Source organism: Mitsuaria sp. WAJ17 (genome assembly GCF_014174515.1).
In the GTDB taxonomy this organism is placed as follows: domain Bacteria; phylum Pseudomonadota; class Gammaproteobacteria; order Burkholderiales; family Burkholderiaceae_C; genus Roseateles_B.
In genome coordinates this window covers 1-16,540 of record NZ_JACJUG010000026.1, presented here as the reverse complement: position 1 = coordinate 16,540, position 16,540 = coordinate 1, and the positions used below count along the sequence as shown (strand labels likewise).

The 16,540-nt window shown below is 69.7% G+C and carries 14 protein-coding genes; 10 read left to right on the top strand and 4 right to left on the bottom strand.

Features of this window, described 5'->3' with window-relative positions; translation table 11 throughout:
• Positions 1 to 18 precede the first annotated feature (18 nt).
• Both H5407_RS18555 and H5407_RS18550 read left to right on the top strand, forming a co-directional pair.
• Positions 19 to 402 carry a rhodanese-like domain-containing protein gene (locus H5407_RS18555; protein WP_255501322.1) on the top strand — a complete coding sequence of 128 codons (384 nt, stop codon included), beginning with the start codon at positions 19 to 21 and terminating at the stop codon, positions 400 to 402.
• Positions 403 to 411: 9 nt separating this feature from the next.
• A complete protein-coding gene (locus H5407_RS18550) occupies positions 412 to 1,008 on the top strand; it encodes a YdeI family protein (protein WP_183105977.1) in 597 nt (198 codons plus the stop codon).
• Between the two features lie 13 nt (positions 1,009 to 1,021).
• Here H5407_RS18550 and H5407_RS18545 read toward each other — a convergent pair whose 3' ends face one another.
• The gene (locus H5407_RS18545) at positions 1,022 to 2,116 is read right to left on the bottom strand and encodes an ionic transporter y4hA (protein WP_183105976.1); all 1,095 of its coding nucleotides are present in this window, start codon (positions 2,114 to 2,116) and stop codon (positions 1,022 to 1,024) included.
• A 116-nt stretch (positions 2,117 to 2,232) separates the two neighbouring features.
• Between H5407_RS18545 and H5407_RS18540 the strand changes: the two genes are divergently transcribed.
• Together H5407_RS18540 and H5407_RS18535 are read left to right on the top strand one after the other, a co-directional pair.
• Entirely contained in the window at positions 2,233 to 4,179 is a 1,947-nt protein-coding gene (locus tag H5407_RS18540; RefSeq protein ID WP_255501316.1) for a M61 family metallopeptidase, read from the top strand.
• Positions 4,180 to 4,249: 70 nt separating this feature from the next.
• Positions 4,250 to 4,765, top strand: coding sequence for a CreA family protein (locus H5407_RS18535; RefSeq protein WP_183105975.1), 516 nt, complete (start codon positions 4,250 to 4,252; stop codon positions 4,763 to 4,765).
• 3 nt (positions 4,766 to 4,768) lie between these two features.
• Here the strand turns inward: H5407_RS18535 and H5407_RS18530 are convergent, their stop codons facing one another.
• Positions 4,769 to 5,809, bottom strand: coding sequence for a beta-propeller fold lactonase family protein (locus H5407_RS18530; RefSeq protein WP_183105974.1), 1,041 nt, complete (start codon positions 5,807 to 5,809; stop codon positions 4,769 to 4,771).
• A gap of 290 nt (positions 5,810 to 6,099) precedes the next feature.
• On the opposite strand from H5407_RS18530, the gene H5407_RS18525 reads away from it, so the two are divergent.
• Positions 6,100 to 6,789 carry a PEP-CTERM sorting domain-containing protein gene (locus H5407_RS18525; RefSeq protein ID WP_183105973.1) on the top strand — a complete coding sequence of 230 codons (690 nt, stop codon included), beginning with the start codon at positions 6,100 to 6,102 and terminating at the stop codon, positions 6,787 to 6,789.
• A gap of 70 nt (positions 6,790 to 6,859) precedes the next feature.
• On the top strand, positions 6,860 to 7,459 hold the full coding sequence (locus H5407_RS18520; protein ID WP_183105972.1) for a phage tail protein: 600 nt from the start codon (positions 6,860 to 6,862) through the stop codon (positions 7,457 to 7,459).
• A gap of 79 nt (positions 7,460 to 7,538) precedes the next feature.
• Here the strand turns inward: H5407_RS18520 and pulA are convergent, their stop codons facing one another.
• Entirely contained in the window at positions 7,539 to 11,090 is a 3,552-nt protein-coding gene (pulA, locus tag H5407_RS18515; protein ID WP_183105971.1) for a pullulanase-type alpha-1,6-glucosidase, read from the bottom strand.
• Between the two features lie 202 nt (positions 11,091 to 11,292).
• Between pulA and H5407_RS18510 the strand changes: the two genes are divergently transcribed.
• The 4 genes from H5407_RS18510 to H5407_RS18495 all read left to right on the top strand — a co-directional run bounded on the left by H5407_RS18510 (position 11,293) and on the right by H5407_RS18495 (position 15,355).
• The gene (locus H5407_RS18510) at positions 11,293 to 12,813 is read left to right on the top strand and encodes an AMP nucleosidase (RefSeq protein WP_183105970.1); all 1,521 of its coding nucleotides are present in this window, start codon (positions 11,293 to 11,295) and stop codon (positions 12,811 to 12,813) included.
• Positions 12,814 to 12,906: 93 nt separating this feature from the next.
• Complete coding sequence (locus H5407_RS18505) at positions 12,907 to 14,121, top strand: GGDEF domain-containing protein (RefSeq protein WP_183105969.1); 1,215 nt, start codon at positions 12,907 to 12,909, stop codon at positions 14,119 to 14,121.
• Between the two features lie 101 nt (positions 14,122 to 14,222).
• Complete coding sequence (locus tag H5407_RS18500; RefSeq protein ID WP_183105968.1) at positions 14,223 to 14,879, top strand: GNAT family N-acetyltransferase; 657 nt, start codon at positions 14,223 to 14,225, stop codon at positions 14,877 to 14,879.
• Between the two features lie 11 nt (positions 14,880 to 14,890).
• Positions 14,891 to 15,355: a GNAT family N-acetyltransferase gene (locus H5407_RS18495; protein WP_310737670.1), complete on the top strand. Its 465-nt coding sequence runs from the start codon at positions 14,891 to 14,893 to the stop codon at positions 15,353 to 15,355.
• A gap of 12 nt (positions 15,356 to 15,367) precedes the next feature.
• Here the strand turns inward: H5407_RS18495 and H5407_RS18490 are convergent.
• Positions 15,368 to 16,540: PQQ-dependent sugar dehydrogenase (locus tag H5407_RS18490; protein WP_183105967.1), on the bottom strand; the 1,173-nt coding region annotated here is incomplete at its 5' end.

The window sequence follows — 16,540 nt, the reverse complement described above, 5'->3', positions numbered from 1 at the left end:
CGACAGGAGGTCACCGTGATGCTGTGGGTTTCCCAACTGCACTGGCCCGAGCCCATGATGGACAGCGGCGCCGAACCACCCTCCGAGCCCTCGCCCCCGACGGCCGAGGCACCCATGAACTGGCCCGCTGACGCCCTGCGAGTCGATGTGCGCTCCTATGCCGAGTTCATGGCCGGTCATTTGCCCGGCGCGCACTGCATGCCCCTGCCGCGCCTGGGCGAGCTCATGGCCCTGCAGCACTGGCCCACGGAAACGCCGTTGCTGGTCTATTGCGCCACCGGCGCCCGGGCCGAGCTGGCCGTGGCCGAACTCCGGCGCCTGGGCTGGGCACGGGCCTACTATGGCGGCGGTGCGCTGGAATTGTCCGGCCGCCTGCACGAGCCGCTGCTGCGCGGCATGTAGTGACGGCCCATGCAGGATCCCCGCATCGATGCCTACATCGAGAAGTCCGCCCCCTTCGCCCAGCCCCTGCTGAGCTTCTGGCGCGAGCTGGTGCATGCACAGTGCCCGGACGCGGAGGAGACCATCAAGTGGGGCTTCCCACATTTTACGTGGCGAGGCCGCATCCTCACCAGCATGGCGGCGTTCAAGGGCCATGCCAGCATTGGCTTCTGGCAGGGCGAGGCCGTCACCGGCACCAGCGAACGCCGCGAGGGCATGGGCGAGTTGGGCAAACTCACCCAGCTGGCGGACCTGCCACCCAAGGCCGAACTCCAGGCCATGCTGAAGAAGGCGCAGAGCCTCATCGATCAGGGGGTCAAGCCGCAACGCCGGGCCCGCCAGGCGCCCAGGCCACTCCCGGACCTTCCGCCGGCCTTCGCCCAGGCCCTCAGCATGCAGCCGGCCGCCCAAGCCTTCTTCGAGGGCCTGCCGCCGGGTCACCGCCGCGAGTACATCGAGTGGATCGCCGAGGCCAAGCGCGCGGACACGCGCGGGAGGCGCATCGCCCAGGCCGTGCAATGGCTGGGCGAGGGCAAGCGGCGCAACTGGAAGTACGAGCGCTGCTGACGGAGCCCCTGCCTCAGGGCACCACCGCCAGGAATAGGAAAACGGCGAACAACACCAGGTGCACGGCGCCCTGCAGCACCGTGGCGCGGCCGCTGCCAAGGGTCAGCGCCCCGACCAGGATGCTCAGCACCAGCAGCACGATGCCCGTGGGCGGCAGGCCCAGCACCAGCGGATTCGGCAGAAACAGCGAGAGCACGGCCACCGCCGGGATGGTCAGACCGATGCTGGCCAGGCCGGAGCCTAAGGCCAGGTTGAGGCTGGTCTGCAGGCGATTGCGTGCGGCTGCCCGCACGGCGGCCAGGGTCTCGGGCAGAAGCACCAGCAGGGCCACCATCACGCCCACCAGCGAGGGCGGCGCACCCAGGCTCTGCACCAGGGCCTCCAGGGGCGGCGCCAGACGCTTGGCCAGACCCACCACGCCCACCAGGCAGACCATCAGCAGGCCCAGGGCCGCCCAGGCCACCGCCATGCTGGGGGGCTCCGCGTGGTCGGCGTTGTCGCCGGCCTCGTCCTGCACGGGCAGGAAGTAGTCGCGATGCCGCCAGGCCTGCACGAAGACGAAGGCGCCATACAGCACCAGGGACACCACGCCAGCAAACATCAGCTGCGGCCGCGCGAAGGTTGGCCCCGGCGAACTGGTGGTGAAACTGGGCAGCACCAGGGTCAGCGTGGCCAGGGCCGCCAGCACGGCCAGGGCGGGGCTGGTGCCATCGACGCGAAAGGCCAGCACACGGTGCTTGAGGCCCCCCACCAGGATGCACAGCCCCAGCACGCCGTTGCAGACGATCATGATGGCAGAGAAGACCGTGTCCCGCGCCAGCGAGCTCGCGCCCTCGCCGCCGGCCAGCATGAGGGACACAATCAGCGCCACCTCGATCACCGTGACGGCCACCGCCAGCACGAGGGAACCGAAAGGCTCGCCAACGCGATGGGCCACAACTTCGGCATGATGCACGGCCGCCAGCACGGCGGCGCCGAGGCACAGCCCGACAAGTGAAAGCCCCCAGCCGTGCGCGCCCGGCCAGGCCATGGCCAGCAAGGCGGCAAGCGGCGCGATCAGGGACCACGGGGGCAGGGCTGCGGGCAGGCGGGAGATTGGGAAGCGCATGGCAAGACCCTAGCACAGGGCCGGAGCGGCCCCATGTCCAAAGTCACTGCGGGACTTCCTGCTGCCGGAAGTCAGCAGACATCGCTATGGTGCGCACTCCAACAAGGGAGGAACCCATGCGCCCTGGTGCGAGGAAGATTCGCGGCCGCGGCCCGCGCGCCCTGCTGCTGGTCGGCATGTTCTGCGCGGCACTGAGCCAGGCGCCGGCCGGCGCCCAGGTCCCCAAGGCCCAGGACCGCCCCTACCCCGGACTGATGCAAGTCAGCGTGGATGCCACCGACCTGGACCACCGCATCTTCCAGGTGCGCCAGCTGCTGCCCGTGCAGCCCGGCCGCCTGACGCTGCTGCATCCGCGCTATCTGCCCGGCGCACACGGCCCCTACGGCGAGGTGGACCGCATTGCCGGTCTGCAGATCCGGACCGAGGGTCAGGTCTTGCCATGGACCCGGGACACTGTGGACCCGAGCGCCTTCCATGTCGAGATCCCCAAGGGCGTGCGGCAGATCGAGATCCGCCATCAGTTCCTCAGCGCCTTGGGCCGCGAGGGGGGACGGGTGGTGATGACCCGCGAGATGCTGAACCTGCAGTGGATCAGCATGGTGCTCTATCCGGCCGGGCACGGGGTGGAGCGCATCCAGGTGCAGCCGGAGGTTCGCCTGCCTGCCGGCTGGCGCCAGGCCAGCGCCTTGCGGGTGCAGGCAGGCAGCCCGCGCGATCCGGAGACCCTGCGCTTCGTGCCGGTGAGCCTTGAGACGTTGATGGACTCACCACTCTTGGCCGGCCGCCACCTGCGCCGCATCGAGCTGGATCCGCCTGGGCAATCCCGCCCCGTGGTGCTGAACATCGTGGCCGATACGCCCGAGGAACTGCAGGCCAGCGAGACCCAGGTCGATGCGCATCGTCGCCTGGTCCAGCAGGCGGACAAGCTCTTTGCCTCGCGGCATTTCGAGCATTACGACTTCCTGCTCGCCATCTCCGAGCGCTTAGGCGGCATCGGCCTGGAGCACCACCAGAGCAGCGAAAACGGTGTGCGGCCGGGCTACTTCAAGGACTGGGCCCGCCGCCCCGGCGCGCGCAGCCTGCTGCCCCATGAATACGCCCACTCCTGGAACGGCAAGTTCCGCCGCCCGGCCGATCTGCTGACGCCCGACTACAACGTGCCCATGCAGGACAGCCTGCTATGGCTCTACGAAGGTCAGACCGACTACTGGGGCCGCGTGCTGGCCGTGCGCGCCGGGCTGGTCAGCCCCGATCAGATGCGCGACACCCTGGCCGAAACCGTGGCCATGCTGAGCCACCGCGCAGGCCGGCTTTGGCGCAATCTGCAGGACACCACCAACGAGGGCGCCATGGCCCGCTCGCGCAGCGAGCCGGACTGGGGCAACTGGCAGCGCGGGGCCGACTACTACCCCGAGTCCACCCTGATCTGGCTGGACGCCGACACCCTGATCCGCGAGAAGAGCGGCGGCCAGCGCAGCCTGGACGATTTCGCCCGTCGCTTCTTCGGTGTGCAGGACGGCCGCCAGCAGCCCCTGAGCTACCGCTTCGAGGACATCGTGGCGGCGCTCGACGAGGTCCAGTCCCACGACTGGACCCGCTTCCTGCGCGACCGCTTGGACAGCCATGGCCCCGGCGCACCGCTGGACGGCCTGGCACGCGCCGGCTGGCGCCTGGACTGGGCCGAGCAGCCCAGCGAGTTCCAGCGCCAGCTGGCCGAGGATGGCGAGTGGCGCAGCGACGACTACAGCTATTCCCTGGGCCTGGTGCTCAAGCGCGACGGCAAGGTGGAGCGCGTGCTGTGGGACAGCCCCGCCTTCCGTGCCGGCATGAGCCGGGCGCTGACGCTGGTTGCGGTCAATGGCACGGCCTACAAGGGCGAGCGCCTGTCGGCCGCCATCACGGCCAACAAGGGCGGGCAGGCACCGCTGGATCTGCTGGTGCGAGAGGGCGAGCAGTACCGCACGCTTCGTATCGACTACCGCGAGGGCCTGCGCTACCCGCGCCTGGTCCGCGGCACGGCCGGTACCGAGCGGCTGGACGCCGCCATCCTGCAGGCACGGTGACCTTTGCCAGCCAGAGCTGTGGGGCGCCAATAATGAGGGTCACCTTTGATTCCCGGAGAAGGAGCCCCTCATGCCTGCGCCGTCCACCCTGTCCCGTGCCGTGGCACGCCCCCTGCTGGTGGCCACCGGCCTGTCACTGAGCCTGCTGTGCGGGAGCGCCAGCCAGGCCCGCCCGGAGACCATCGGCGAGGTCGATACCGTGTTCAAGCTGATCGGCCCGGACCACAAGATCGTGGTCGATGCCCATGACGACCCGCGCGTGGAAGGGGTGACCTGCTATGTGTCGCGCGCCAAGACTGGCGGCATCAAAGGCGCGCTGGGCCTGGCCGAGGACAAGAGCGAGGCTTCCATCGCCTGCCGCCAGACCGGGCCTCTGCGCTTCGCCAAGCCCCTGCCGCAGCAGGAAGAGGTGTTCAACGAGCGCATCTCGCTGGTCTTCAAGCGCCTGCGCATCGTGCGCATGATCGACGCCAAACGCAACACCCTGGTCTACATGACCTACTCGGACCGCCTGATCGAGGGCTCGCCACAGAACAGCGTGACCGCCGTACCCGTGGATCGCAGTACGCCCATCCCCGTCAAGTGAGCGTCACGCCAGGTCCCAGCGGCCCAGGTGCACGCTGACGGGCCGCGGCACCGGCACATGCAGGCCGGTCGAGCTCAGGCCCATGCCTGGCTCCACCCGCAGCACGGCCAATTGATCGCTGCGTTCGTTGCAGACATAGAGGAAGCGGCCGGCCGGGTCCAGCGCGGCGCTGCGCGGGTAGGAGCCGCGGGTCCAGACGTGATCGAGCACGCGGGGCAGGCCTGTGGCGTCGATTGCGATAAGGCTCACCGCATCGAACAGGCGGTTGAGCGCATAGAGATGGCGGCCGTCGGGCGCCAGTAGCAGGTCGGAGGCATAGCTGGTGCCGGCGAAACCCGCGGGCAGCACGCTGATCTCGTCCAGCAGGCGCAGGGCACCGGTGCCCGCATCGAAGTGCAGGGTCGCCAGCGTGGAGGACTCCTCACAGAGCACGTGCACGCGGTCCGCTCGCCCGGGTGCAAAGAGGAAGTGCCGCGACCCCGCTCCCGGGGTCAGGGCCAGGCCCTCCAGGGGCCGCAGCTGCAACCGCCCCTCGCGCCTCCAGACCTGGAGCCGATCCTGGCCCAGGTCGCTGGCCAGCACATGGCGGCCGTCGGGGCTGGCCCGCATCATGTGCAGATGCGCCGCCTCATGGCCGCTGGAGGCCCGGCTGCCGGCTGGCGCGTTCAGCGGGCGGGATGGGCCCGGCTGCCAGCGGCCCTGGGGATCGCTGGGCCAGACGGTGCCCGGCCCCGTCGGCAGGCCTTCCCCATCCAGGCCCCACAGGCCCAGGGCCGCCTGTTGGTAGTGGGCCAGCAGCAGGGTCCCGTCCAGCAGCGTGAGGTGGACGGGGCTGTCGGCGCCGCTGCCCTGCTGATGCAGGCACACGGTGCCCTGGGCCTCGGGCCGGTACACGGCCAGGGCACCCTGGGCGCCACCGTCGAATTGACGCAGCTCATGGGCGGCATAGAGCAGCCCGCGTGCCGGATCGGCCAGCAGCCAGCTTGCACGGGGCAGCGCGGGCGCGCCAGGCTCGGCGCGCAAGGCACCGGAGGCCTCGTCCATGCGGAAGCGCTAGAGCCGGTCGGACTCGGGATCCGCGCTTCCTACATGGGCAAGCACAGGCATCGGAGCAGAAGGAGAGTACATGCGGCAGCTCGGGCGCCGGGCCGGTCGCCGGGACGTATGGGTTCGCTCCCTGGCATTGGACTGGACTGCATCATTGTGGACCACACCTGCAACCCAGTGCCCCTAGAACTTGGGGGAGCGCCGGTCCAGGCTCGCCCGACAGGCGTACAAGCCCGCCTGATGCAGGTCCGCGACGTGCGAAGCCTGCTCAAGCAAGGAGTGATCCCATGAAACACAAGCCAATGCGCACCTGGGCCGTCCTGCCCGCGCTGCTGCTGGGCATGGCCGGTGCGGCGCAGGCAGCGCTGGTGGGCAGCACCAGCCTGGTGAGCTTCAACACCGCCAGCGCCGGCCTGGGCAGCCAGACCCTGGTCGATTTCGAGTCCGCGCCGCCCGGCGGCTTCGGCGTCACCGGCAGCACCGCCGTAGGCCTGCCCCCCACCGTGCGCAACCAGGCCGGCCTGTGGAACCCCTCGGGCACGCATTTCCTGGGGGTGGACGATGCCGGCAATCTGGACCAGTTCAGCTCCGGCGACACCATGACCTTCACCTTCAGCAGCGCGCTGCGCGCCTTCGGCCTCTACGTGGTGGCGGGCGGTGACGTGATCGAGGGCGACCTGTCCCTGTCGGTCGGCAGCACGGTGCTGAGCAACGGGCCGCAAAGCGGCGCGATGACGGACGGCGCGGGCAGCTATGCCTACTTCATGGGCTTCGTGGCCGCAGAGGCGGGCGATGCCTTCAACAGCATCACGCTGAAGAGCAACGGCGACTTCTTCTTCGTCTTCGACGTGGACGATCTGCGCTTCACGCCCGCCGGCAAGGCCAGCGACGTGCCTGAGCCTCAGGCCCTGTCCCTGGCCCTGCTGGCCGCCTGTGCCGCCGGCGCCGCCAGCCGTCGCAAGTCCTTGAAGCGCTGAGCCCCTGCCTCAGAAGCAAGACCTGCCCCCCTTCTCCGGATCCGCAAACCGACATCAAGGAGCACGACACATGAACACCTTCCGCATCCGCAGCGCCCTGCTGGGCCTCGTCGTCGCCCTGGGCCTGGCCCAGCAAGCCCAGGCCCAGGCCGAGCCTTTCATCGGCCAGGTGATGTGCGCCGGCTTCAACTTCGCGCCGCGCGGCTGGGCCGCGATGAACGGCCAGCTGCTGCCCATCGCCACCAACACCGCGCTGTTCTCGCTGCTGGGCACGACCTACGGCGGCGATGGCCGCGTGACCTTCGGCCTGCCCGACATGCGCGGCCGCGTGATGATCCACACCGGCATGGGCCCGGGCCTGACCTTCCGCAACCTGGGCGAGCAGGGCGGCACCGAGAACAACACCCTGGCGGCCTCGCAGATGCCCCCGCACAGCCACACCGTGGCCCCCATCGCCAGCAGCGATGACGCCAACAGCATCTCACCCACCGGCAAGGCTCCGGCCACCAAAGCCCGCACCACGCTGTATGCCGAAGCCACCCCGGGCAACACCATGGCCCCCACGCAGAGCAGCGTGGCCGGCGGCGGCCAGCCCTTCAACAACATGCAGCCCTTCGTCACGATGAATTGCTTCATCGCCACCGAAGGCATCTTCCCCTCGCGCCCCTGAGCGGCCGGCCCCGGCAAGGGCCCCGGCAGCACAAAGGCCAGCCCGCGGGCTGGCCTTCTTCATGGGCAGTCCCCCCTGCTCAGTTGCCCAGCACCCAGACCACCGCCGAGCGCGCCGGCACGCTGAACTGGCCGGTCATGGCCTCGTAGCGGGCCTCGGTGGCGATGCGCGCATCCGCTGCCCCGCCGGCCAGGTGCACCGGGTGCAGGCGGTAGCCCTTGCCCTGCAAGGCCGGGATGCTGAGGCTGCGCGACTGCTTGTCGGCATTGAAGATGTAGACCAGCTCCTGGAAGCCGGCGCCCGCCAGGCCGCGGCCGTCCAGCTGGCCCACGATCAGCGCCTCCTGCTGGCCGGAGCCGGTGTTGTGGAAGCGCAGACGCTGCTTGATCTCGGCCGCGCTGGGCAGGCGGAACAGGCTGGAGCTGGCGCGGATGCGCAGCAGGTCGCGGAAGGCGTCGCGGGTCCAGGCGATCTCCGCAGGCGTCGGCCGGATGGCCTCGTTGACCAGCAGGGGCTTCATCAGGGCCCAGCTGTCACCGTTGTCTCCCTTCATCGGCAGGCCGCTGCCCCAGCCGTTGTCCTGGTAGCGCCAGTCCAGGCGATTGAACCAGTCGCCCGCGTCATAGCTGTTGCGATCCAGGCTCTTGCTGCGCAGCAGGTCCACGCCGGCGTGGAAATAGGCCACGCCCTGGCTGAAGGCATTGATCGCCGCGCCGAGGATCTGCACGCGGGCACGATCCTGGCGCGAGGTCGTCAGGGGCAGGCGCCAGGCATTGATGTCGAAGAGCGTCTGGTTGTCGTGGTTCTCGATGTAGTTGACCGCCTCGCCCGGCTCGGCCACATAGCCCGCGCCGTTGAGTTGATCCAGCGTCACGTTGGCGTCCCAGTGCGTCTGCAGCGGGAAGCCCTTGATCGAGCCGGCCAGGCCGGACTTGATCAGATCGCCCTGCCACATCAGGTCGTTGCGGCTGCGTCCGCCGGACTGCGCGTTGGGATCGAGGTAGAGCCCGTTGATCCAGCCCTGGTTGGCGATCAGGGCGTTGCCCGAGTCGAAGGGGCTGCCGCCCCGCACCGCATCGCGAATGAAGGGGTTGAAGCTGCCAATGCCCGAGCCGTTGAGCGAGCCCATGGAAGCCTGCACGAAACGCGCGCCGTCCATGACCTCGCCGAAGTTCCAGCCCTCGCCGATGAGCTGCACCGGCCGGCCTGCGGCCGCTGCCACCGCGGCCTTGAGCTGCTCCATCACCGCGCGCGGCTGATGGCCCATGATGTCGAAGCGGAAAGAGCTGATGTGGTAGTCCCGGGCCCAGCGGATCGTGGTGTCGATCATCAGCTTGCCCATCATCAGGTTCTCGGTCGCCGTGTTGTCGCAGCAGGTCGAGGTCTCCACGCCGCCGCTGGCATTGAGCCGGTGGTAGTAGCCCGGTACCACGCGATCCAGCACGGACTTGACGGTGTCCTGGCCCGAGGCGACGGTGTGGTTGTAGACCACGTCCATGCCCACGCGCAGGCCGGCGTTGTTGAGGCCCATGACCATCTGGCGGAACTCGAGGATGCGCCTGGCCCCATCAGCGGCATCGCTGGCGTAGCTGCCCTCGGGGGCGCCGTAGTGGTAGGGGTCGTAGCCCCAGTTGAAGCAGTCGCCAGAGGCGCCGGCGGCGACGGCGGCCTGCTGGGTCTCGGCGTCGGCCGCCCCGCTGATGGCAGGCGTCGTGCAGCCGCTCTCGGGCACGCTGCCCAGGTCGAAAGCCGGCAGCAGGTGCACATCGGTGAGGCCGGCTGCGGCCAGGGCCCTCAGGTGTTGCATGCCCTGGCTGGCCGTGTCGGTGAAGGCCAGGTACTTGCCGCGATGCGCGGCCGGCACGCTGGCGTCCGTGACGGAGAAGTCCCGCAGGTGCAGCTCATAGATGCTCATGTCGGTGTTGCGGGCCACAGTCGCGGGCGGCGTGCTCTGGTCCCAGCCCGCGGGCTTGAGGCGGGCATCGTCCAGGCTGGCGATGTAGCTGCGCGCGGAGTCCAGGCCCAGACTCACCGAGTAAGGGTCCGTCACGAAGTTGCGCAGCAGGCCCTTGCCGCGCACGAACACATCGACGGCATAGCGGTAGTAGCGCCCGCTGAGATCCGAGGGCTTGCTGAGGGCCCAGACGCCCGTGGCGGCGTCGAAGCTCATGGCGTCCACGCTGAGCGGCTCGCCGCTGCTGCCGGCATAGGTGTAGACACGCACCGTCTGGGCCGTGGGCGCCCAGAGCTTGAAGCGCGTGCTGCCGCCGGCCACGGTGGCGCCGAGGTCGGGGATGGACGCGGCCGCGGCATAGAGATCGTCCAGCGCGCCGGCCAGTTGCACGGTGGTGGCGTTCTGCACCAGGCCGCTGGCATCTTCCTGTACCAGCACCAGCTGCTGCTTCAGCAGCTCGCCCAGCCGGGCCTGATCGCTGTCCTTGAGGGCCAGGACCACGCCGGGGGCCACGTACTTGAAGCGCTCGGCCACGGCGGCAGGCACGGCAGCGCTTGAACGGCTCAGCAGCAGCGAGCCGTCAGCCCCGCTGAGCTTGGCGTCCTTGGCCACCACGATCTGGCCGGTGGCCGAGTGGTAGAGCTTGTGCACGCCACCCGCGTCCACCCGGGGCCACTGGATGAGCCCGCGGTTGAGCCACACGGCACGGGCGTCGCTGCTGGAAACGGAGCGCGTGTCCGGTGCCGCGGCATAGACCGTGGCGTCCTGCTGGACCAGCCAGACCTCGCCCACCTGCTGGCTGATGCGCAGGGCGGCGTAGTCCACGCGGATGTTCTGGTCGCGGCCGTCCTTGTCGCCCTCCCGGGGCGGCAGGCCGTGGATGATGAACTCCACCGACTTGCGCGAGGCATCGCCCTGCGGGTTGAGCACAGGGAGCTCGAACACGACCTCGCTGCTGCCGGCGCTGTAGCCGGGCATCTGGGCCAGGGGCACGGGTGCCCCCCAGTTGCCCAGGCCCAGGCCGGTCAGACGCGACACGTCAAGGCCGCTGCCGTCCCACAGGTGCAGGCCCCAGGCCGCGTAGTTGGCGTCATAGCGCTTGTAGTGCACACGCACGAGCTTGAGGTCGGGCGCCGCCGCCCCGGTGGGATTGGCGAGGTAGGTGCTGGCGTCGCCCTCGATGCGCCAGATCTCGTTCTTGCCTGGCTTGAGCGTGTAGCTCTGGTCGGCGCCGCCGTGGTCCTTGCTGTCGCCCTTGTGGAAGAGATAGCCCACGGAGCCCGAACTGGCGACCAGGGGCACTTGGTAGATCGCGCCGAAGCTGTCGCTGCCCGCGGGGTTGTGGCCGCTGTTCCAACCCGGGTCCTGTGCCGCGCCCCAGCTGTGGAGCTGCCAGCCGCTGGTGACACCGTCGAGGCGCTTGTAGTGCACCGTGAGCGTGGTGGCCGTGTCCGTGCCGCCTGTGCTTCCGCCGGTGGCCGGTGCCGGCAAGGCCTGCAGCAAGACGTTGGGGCCGGACGTACTGCCCTGGCTCAGGAGCGGGTCGTCCGCCGGGGGTGTGGAGGGAGCGGCGCTGCCGCCCCCCGCACCGCCGCCGCAGCCCGCCAGGGCCAGGGTGAGTGACAGCAGGCCGGCCCACAGCCAGCCACGGCCGCGTGGCCGCTCGATCGCATTCATGGTGTCTCGCTCCGTTGCTGGCGCGGTCATGGCCGCGACCTGACGGCATGGTATTGAAACAAAACTACATCAAACAGGGCGGAGCAACCCTTAGAAACCTCGCGTAACCAACAGATGAATCAAAACACCAATTGCCATTGAGTAGCTTTGCTACTTTTCTTGAGGCCCAGGCTTCCGGGCCACAATGCCTGCAGGAGCTCCCATGAAGATTGCCAACACCGCCCCCTTTGTCGCCCCTCAGCGCTTCCAGCAGGCCGAGGCAGCCTGGCAGCAGGCGCAGCTGATCTATTCGCAGGGCGTGAGCCATTTGCGCGATGCCCTGCAACGCTTCCTCCGCGGCGAGGACGTGGGGCGCGTGCGCGCCTGCTACCCCTTCGTGCGCCTGCGCAGCGATCGGCTCACCCGGGGCGATTCGCGGCTGGCCTACGGCTTCGTGGCCGGCCCCGGTGTCTACGAGACCACGCTCACCCGGCCCGAGCTCTTCGGCCGCTACTACCGCGAACAGTTCGAGCTGCTGCTGAAGAACCACGGCACGGAGCTGGAGATTGGCAGCAGCACCGCGCCCATCCCCCTGCACTTCGCGCTCAGCGAGCACGAGCACCTGGAGGGCGATCTGCCGCCGGAGCGCCGGCTGCTGCTGCGCGAGTGCTTCGACCTGCCGGACCTGGCCGCCATGGACGACGGCATCGCCAACGGCACGCACGAACCCGCCCCGGGCGAGCCCGAGCCCCTCGCCCTGTTCACCGCGCCACGGGTGGACTACTCCCTGCACCGCCTGCGCCACTACACCGGCTGCTCGCCGGAACACTTCCAGAACTTCGTGCTCTTCACGAATTACCAGTTCTACATCGACGAATTCATCCGCCTGGGCCGCGAGCTGATGCAATCGCCGCCCGACCCGGCGGCACCGCATGAGCTGGACGACTGCATCGGCTTCGTCGAGCCCGGCAACGTCTGGACGGCCCGCGTGGGCTGCGAGTCGGAGTTTGCCTCCATGACGCCGGGCCTGCCGCCGCTGCGCCTGCCTCAGATGCCGGCCTACCATCTGCTGCGAAAGGATGCGAGCGGCATCACCATGGTCAACATCGGCGTGGGTCCGGCCAATGCCAAGACCATGAGCGACCACATCGCCGTGCTGCGCCCGCACTGCTGGCTGATGCTGGGCCACTGCGCCGGACTGCGCAACAGCCAGCAGCTGGGGGACTACGTGCTCGCCCACGGCTATGTGCGCGAGGACCATGTGCTGGACGAGGAACTGCCGCTGTGGGTGCCCATCCCGCCGCTGGCCGAGGTGCAGGTGGCCCTGGAGAAGGCGGTGGCAGAGGTCACACAGCTCTCGGGCTTCGAGCTCAAGCGCATCCTGCGCACAGGCACGGTGGCCTCGACCGACAACCGCAACTGGGAGCTGCTGCCCAGTGCACACCAGGGTGGACCGGAGCGGCGCTTCAGCCAGAGCCGGGCCATCGCGCTGGACATGGAAAGCGCCACCATCGCCGCCAACGGCTTCCGCTTCCGCGTGCCCTATGGCACCTTGCTGTGCGTCTCCGACAAACCCCTGCACGGCGAGATCAAGCTGCCCGGCATGGCCAACCACTTCTATCGCGAGCGGGTGGACCAGCACCTGCGCATCGGCTTGCGCGCCATCGAGCTGCTGCGTGCCAGCCCGGCCGGCAAGCTGCACAGCCGCAAGCTGCGCAGCTTTGCCGAAGTCGCCTTCCAGTGATCGGCCACCCGGTGGTGTGCACCAGCGCGTGACTTTTTCTGGCGGGCAGCCCCACAATGGGGGACGCCCCGCTTCCAGGCAAGACTCGACTCCATGTCCCTGGACACCCCCACGCTGCTGAGCCTGCTACTGCTGGAGCTGCTGAGCCTCATGGTGATGCTGCCCCTGCTGATGGGCTCGCCCGTCAGTCGCGCGGCCCGCTTCGCACAAGGCTATATCGCCCTGCAATGCGTGGGCTGGATGGCACTGTGGCTGCGGCAGGCCTCGGGCACCCCGATCAGCGATGGTCTGGGCGGCTTCGTCGCCATGCTGGCACTCAGCGCCAGCCTCAGCGCACTCTGGCTGGCCCTCAGGGACTGGCTGGGCAGGCGCCCTGGCCGCTGGGCCATGACGGGTGCGCCCCTGGTGCTGGCCCTCGCCTCGGTGCTGGATGGCAGCGGCGCAGACCACTTCGGCATCGCCTGGTCCGGCCTGGGCCTTGCCCTGCAGATGCTGGCCCTGGCCCTGGCCTGCTCCTGGCCGCGCGAGGCGGAGCAGAAGAGCCTCGAAAGCAGGCATGGCACGCCCATCGAGCACAAGGACCGGGCGTGGCGCACCTTGCTCGGGCTGGGCTTCGGCGTCATGGCCGGCGTCACCTTGCTGCGCTGTGGCCTGCATTTCCTCGAACGCGAGGCGGGCTGGGAAGCGGCGCTCACGCAGGCCATCATCCTGGGGACGCATGTGATGCTGCTGGTCAGCGTGCTGTCCATCCTCGTGGCATGGCGCGGCGAGACCGAGCTGAACCTGCAGCGCCAGGCCCAAACGGACGCCCTCACCGGACTGGCCAACCGCCGCGCCTTCGGCAGCCGTTCCGCGGAGCTGATCTCCCTTGCCCGGCGCCACGGCGAGCCCCTGTGCCTGATGATGCTGGACCTGGACCTGTTCAAGAAGGTCAATGACGATCATGGCCATGAGGGCGGGGACCGCGCCCTGGCCCTGTTCGCCAGCTGCGTGCAGCAAGTGCTTCGGGTGGGCGACCTGGCCGGACGGGTGGGCGGCGAGGAGTTCTGCGTGCTGATGGCCCGCAGCGATGCCCTGGGCCCTCACGCGATGGATGCGCGGCTGCGAGCCGTGCTGCGTGCCCGAGCGGAGCCCGAGCTGGGCTTCCCCCTGGACTACAGCGCGGGCTGGGCCCTGCTGCGCCCGGGAGACCGCAGCGTCGAGGACATGATGCGCCGCGCCGACGCCGCGCTCTACGAGGCCAAGCGCCGGGGCCGCGGTCGCCTTTGCGACGAGCCAGGCTGGCCCCCTGCCGAACAGACGGTCTGATCCCGTCATCGTCGTGCCGCCGGCAATTGGCACGCTGCTTGCTTTGAAGGAGGTGAATCCGTCCACCCGACGGGCCGATCCGAACTCAGGAGCGCAGCACCATGCAAGCCTTTGACGCCCCCTTTGCCTACACCCCGGCCGCCACCTCGTCCCTCGCTCCGCTGCAGCCGCCCACCGCCCAGCCCCAGGGCGCTGGCGCCGCCCGCCTGCGCGTGGTCGGGGAGGCGCGCAAGCGCGGTGCGGTGCAGGTGCGAGCGCTGGGTTCACGGGACCTGCAATGGCTGCCCGCTCTGGCGGACCTTCTCATCGACAGCGTGCACCACGGCGCCTCCCTGGGTTTTCTTGCGCCGCTGTCCCGCTACCAGGCCATGGACTACTGGCACAGCGTCTATGCGCGGCTGGGCAGCCACCATCACCTCTGGATCGCCTGCGAGGGTGATGGCCATGGCCCGCTGCAGGGTGCGGTGCAGTTGGCCCTCCCCCAGCCCTCCAACGCGCACCACCGCGGTGAGGTGCAGCGCCTCATGGTGCACAGCCAGGAGCGCGGCCGGGGCATCGCGAGCCAGCTGATGGCCACCCTGGAATGCAGTGCCCTGCGCCAGGGCCGTCGCCTGCTGGTCCTGGAGGCGCCGGCGGATTCCCAGGCCGAGGCGGTCTATACCCACCTGGGCTGGCAGCGCGCCGGTGCCATCCCAGAGCACAGCGTCTGCGCTGAAGGCCGGCTGCATTCGGCGGCCCTGCTCTACAAGACCCTGTGAGAGGCGCGGCCGTGGCCAACTGGCGCATCGAGCCACAAGACGCCTGCGGCGAGGAGGCTGCCGCCTTGATGGGCGAGCTGAATGCCCTGCTTGCCGCGCTTTGCGGTGACAGCGGCGCCGCACGCTTCGATCCCGCGCAGATGCACGCGCCCGGCAGTGCCTTCCTGGTGGCCCGGGACGTGCTGGGGCAGGCCCAGGCCTGCGGAGCCCTGCGCCTGCTCCCCGACGGACCGCCCGGGACGGCCGAGATCAAACGCATGTACGCCCGGACCCGCGGTCGGGGCATCGGCGCCGCCTTGCTGGCGGCCCTGCTGGATGAGGCCCGCCGCCAGGGCTATCGGCGCGTCTGGCTGGAGACCCGGCGCAGCAACGCCCGCGCCCTGGCCTTCTACCGGCGCCAGGGATTCGCGGAGATCCCGGGCTATGGCCACTACGCGGGCCGGGAAGACGCCGTCTGCCTGGGCCTCGCGCTGTGAGCGCCTCGCCCCTCAGCGAAAGACACGCAGCAGCTTGCCGCTGTCGGTGAGCATCAGCAGCGCGCCATCGGGCGCCTGCCTGACGTCACGGATGCGCTCGCCGAGATCCGCATACATCGCGCGACGCTCCTGCACCGTGTTGCCGGCCAGCGTCAGCCGCCACAGCGCCTGGCCGGCCAGGCTGCCGGAGAAGAGCTGGCCCTGCCACTCGGGGAACATGCTGCCGGTATAGAACAGCAGGCCAGCCGGCGCGATGGAGGTTGGCACCCAGAAGGTCAGGGGCTCCATATAGGCGGGCGCATGCGTGCCCCCACCGATGCGGCAGGCATCGCCCACCGGATCGCCGTAGTTGCAGCCATAGCTGCGCACGGGCCAGCCGTAGTTGCCGCCGGGCGTGATGCGGTTGATCTCGTCCCCGCCTTGCGGGCCGTGCTCGCTGATCCAGAGCTCGCCTGTCTGCGGATGCAGCGCAGCGCCCTGCGGATTGCGGTGGCCCAGTGAGTAGACGCCCGCCGCAGCGCCAGCGCCCAGTGACGGGTTGTCCACCGGCAGACTGCCGTCGCGGTTGATGCGCATCACCTTGCCCAAGGTCTTGCCCAGGTCCTGTGCAGGGCTGCCCTGCTGGCGCTCGCCCAGGGTCACGAAGAGGGTCTTGTCACGGGCGAAGACCAGGCGCGAGCCGTAGTGCCCGGAACCACTGACCTTGGGGCTCTGCCGGAAGATCACCTGCCCCTCCACCAAGGCCGAGCCCTGCAGCCGTGCCTTCAAGACGGCCGTGCCGCTGCGTCCGGCCTCGCTGCCACTGCCGGGCTCGCTGAAGCTCAGGTAGACGAGGCCGTTCTGGCTGAAGTCGGGATCCAGGGCAAGGTCCAACAGGCCGCCCTGCCCGGCCGCATCCACAGCGGGAGCACCGGTGATGACTTCTTTCTGCCGAGCATCGGCACTGAGCCGCAGCAGGCCGCCGCTGCGCTGGGTCAGCAGCATCCGACCGTCAGGCAACACGGCCAGGGACCAGGGGTTGCCCAGGTCGGTGCGCAGCGTAGCCAGTTGGGGGGGCGGGCCGGGCGTGGGGCTTGGCGTTGGCGTTGGCGTTGGCGTTGGCGCGGGCGTTGGCGTGGGCGTTGGCGTGGGCGTTGGCGTGGGCGTTGGCGCGGGCGTGGGCGTGGGCGCGGGCGCGGGCGTGGG

Coding starts and splice junctions, on each gene's coding strand:
- pulA (WP_183105971.1), bottom strand. CDS start 11,090: ATGAATGCGATCGAGCGGCCACGCGGCCGTGGCTGGCTGTGGGCCGGC.
- H5407_RS18555 (WP_255501322.1), top strand. CDS start 19: ATGCTGTGGGTTTCCCAACTGCACTGGCCCGAGCCCATGATGGACAGC.
- H5407_RS18550 (WP_183105977.1), top strand. CDS start 412: ATGCAGGATCCCCGCATCGATGCCTACATCGAGAAGTCCGCCCCCTTC.
- H5407_RS18510 (WP_183105970.1), top strand. CDS start 11,293: ATGAAGATTGCCAACACCGCCCCCTTTGTCGCCCCTCAGCGCTTCCAG.
- H5407_RS18545 (WP_183105976.1), bottom strand. CDS start 2,116: ATGCGCTTCCCAATCTCCCGCCTGCCCGCAGCCCTGCCCCCGTGGTCC.
- H5407_RS18525 (WP_183105973.1), top strand. CDS start 6,100: ATGAAACACAAGCCAATGCGCACCTGGGCCGTCCTGCCCGCGCTGCTG.
- H5407_RS18530 (WP_183105974.1), bottom strand. CDS start 5,809: ATGGACGAGGCCTCCGGTGCCTTGCGCGCCGAGCCTGGCGCGCCCGCG.
- H5407_RS18520 (WP_183105972.1), top strand. CDS start 6,860: ATGAACACCTTCCGCATCCGCAGCGCCCTGCTGGGCCTCGTCGTCGCC.
- H5407_RS18535 (WP_183105975.1), top strand. CDS start 4,250: ATGCCTGCGCCGTCCACCCTGTCCCGTGCCGTGGCACGCCCCCTGCTG.
- H5407_RS18505 (WP_183105969.1), top strand. CDS start 12,907: ATGTCCCTGGACACCCCCACGCTGCTGAGCCTGCTACTGCTGGAGCTG.
- H5407_RS18500 (WP_183105968.1), top strand. CDS start 14,223: ATGCAAGCCTTTGACGCCCCCTTTGCCTACACCCCGGCCGCCACCTCG.
- H5407_RS18540 (WP_255501316.1), top strand. CDS start 2,233: ATGCGCCCTGGTGCGAGGAAGATTCGCGGCCGCGGCCCGCGCGCCCTG.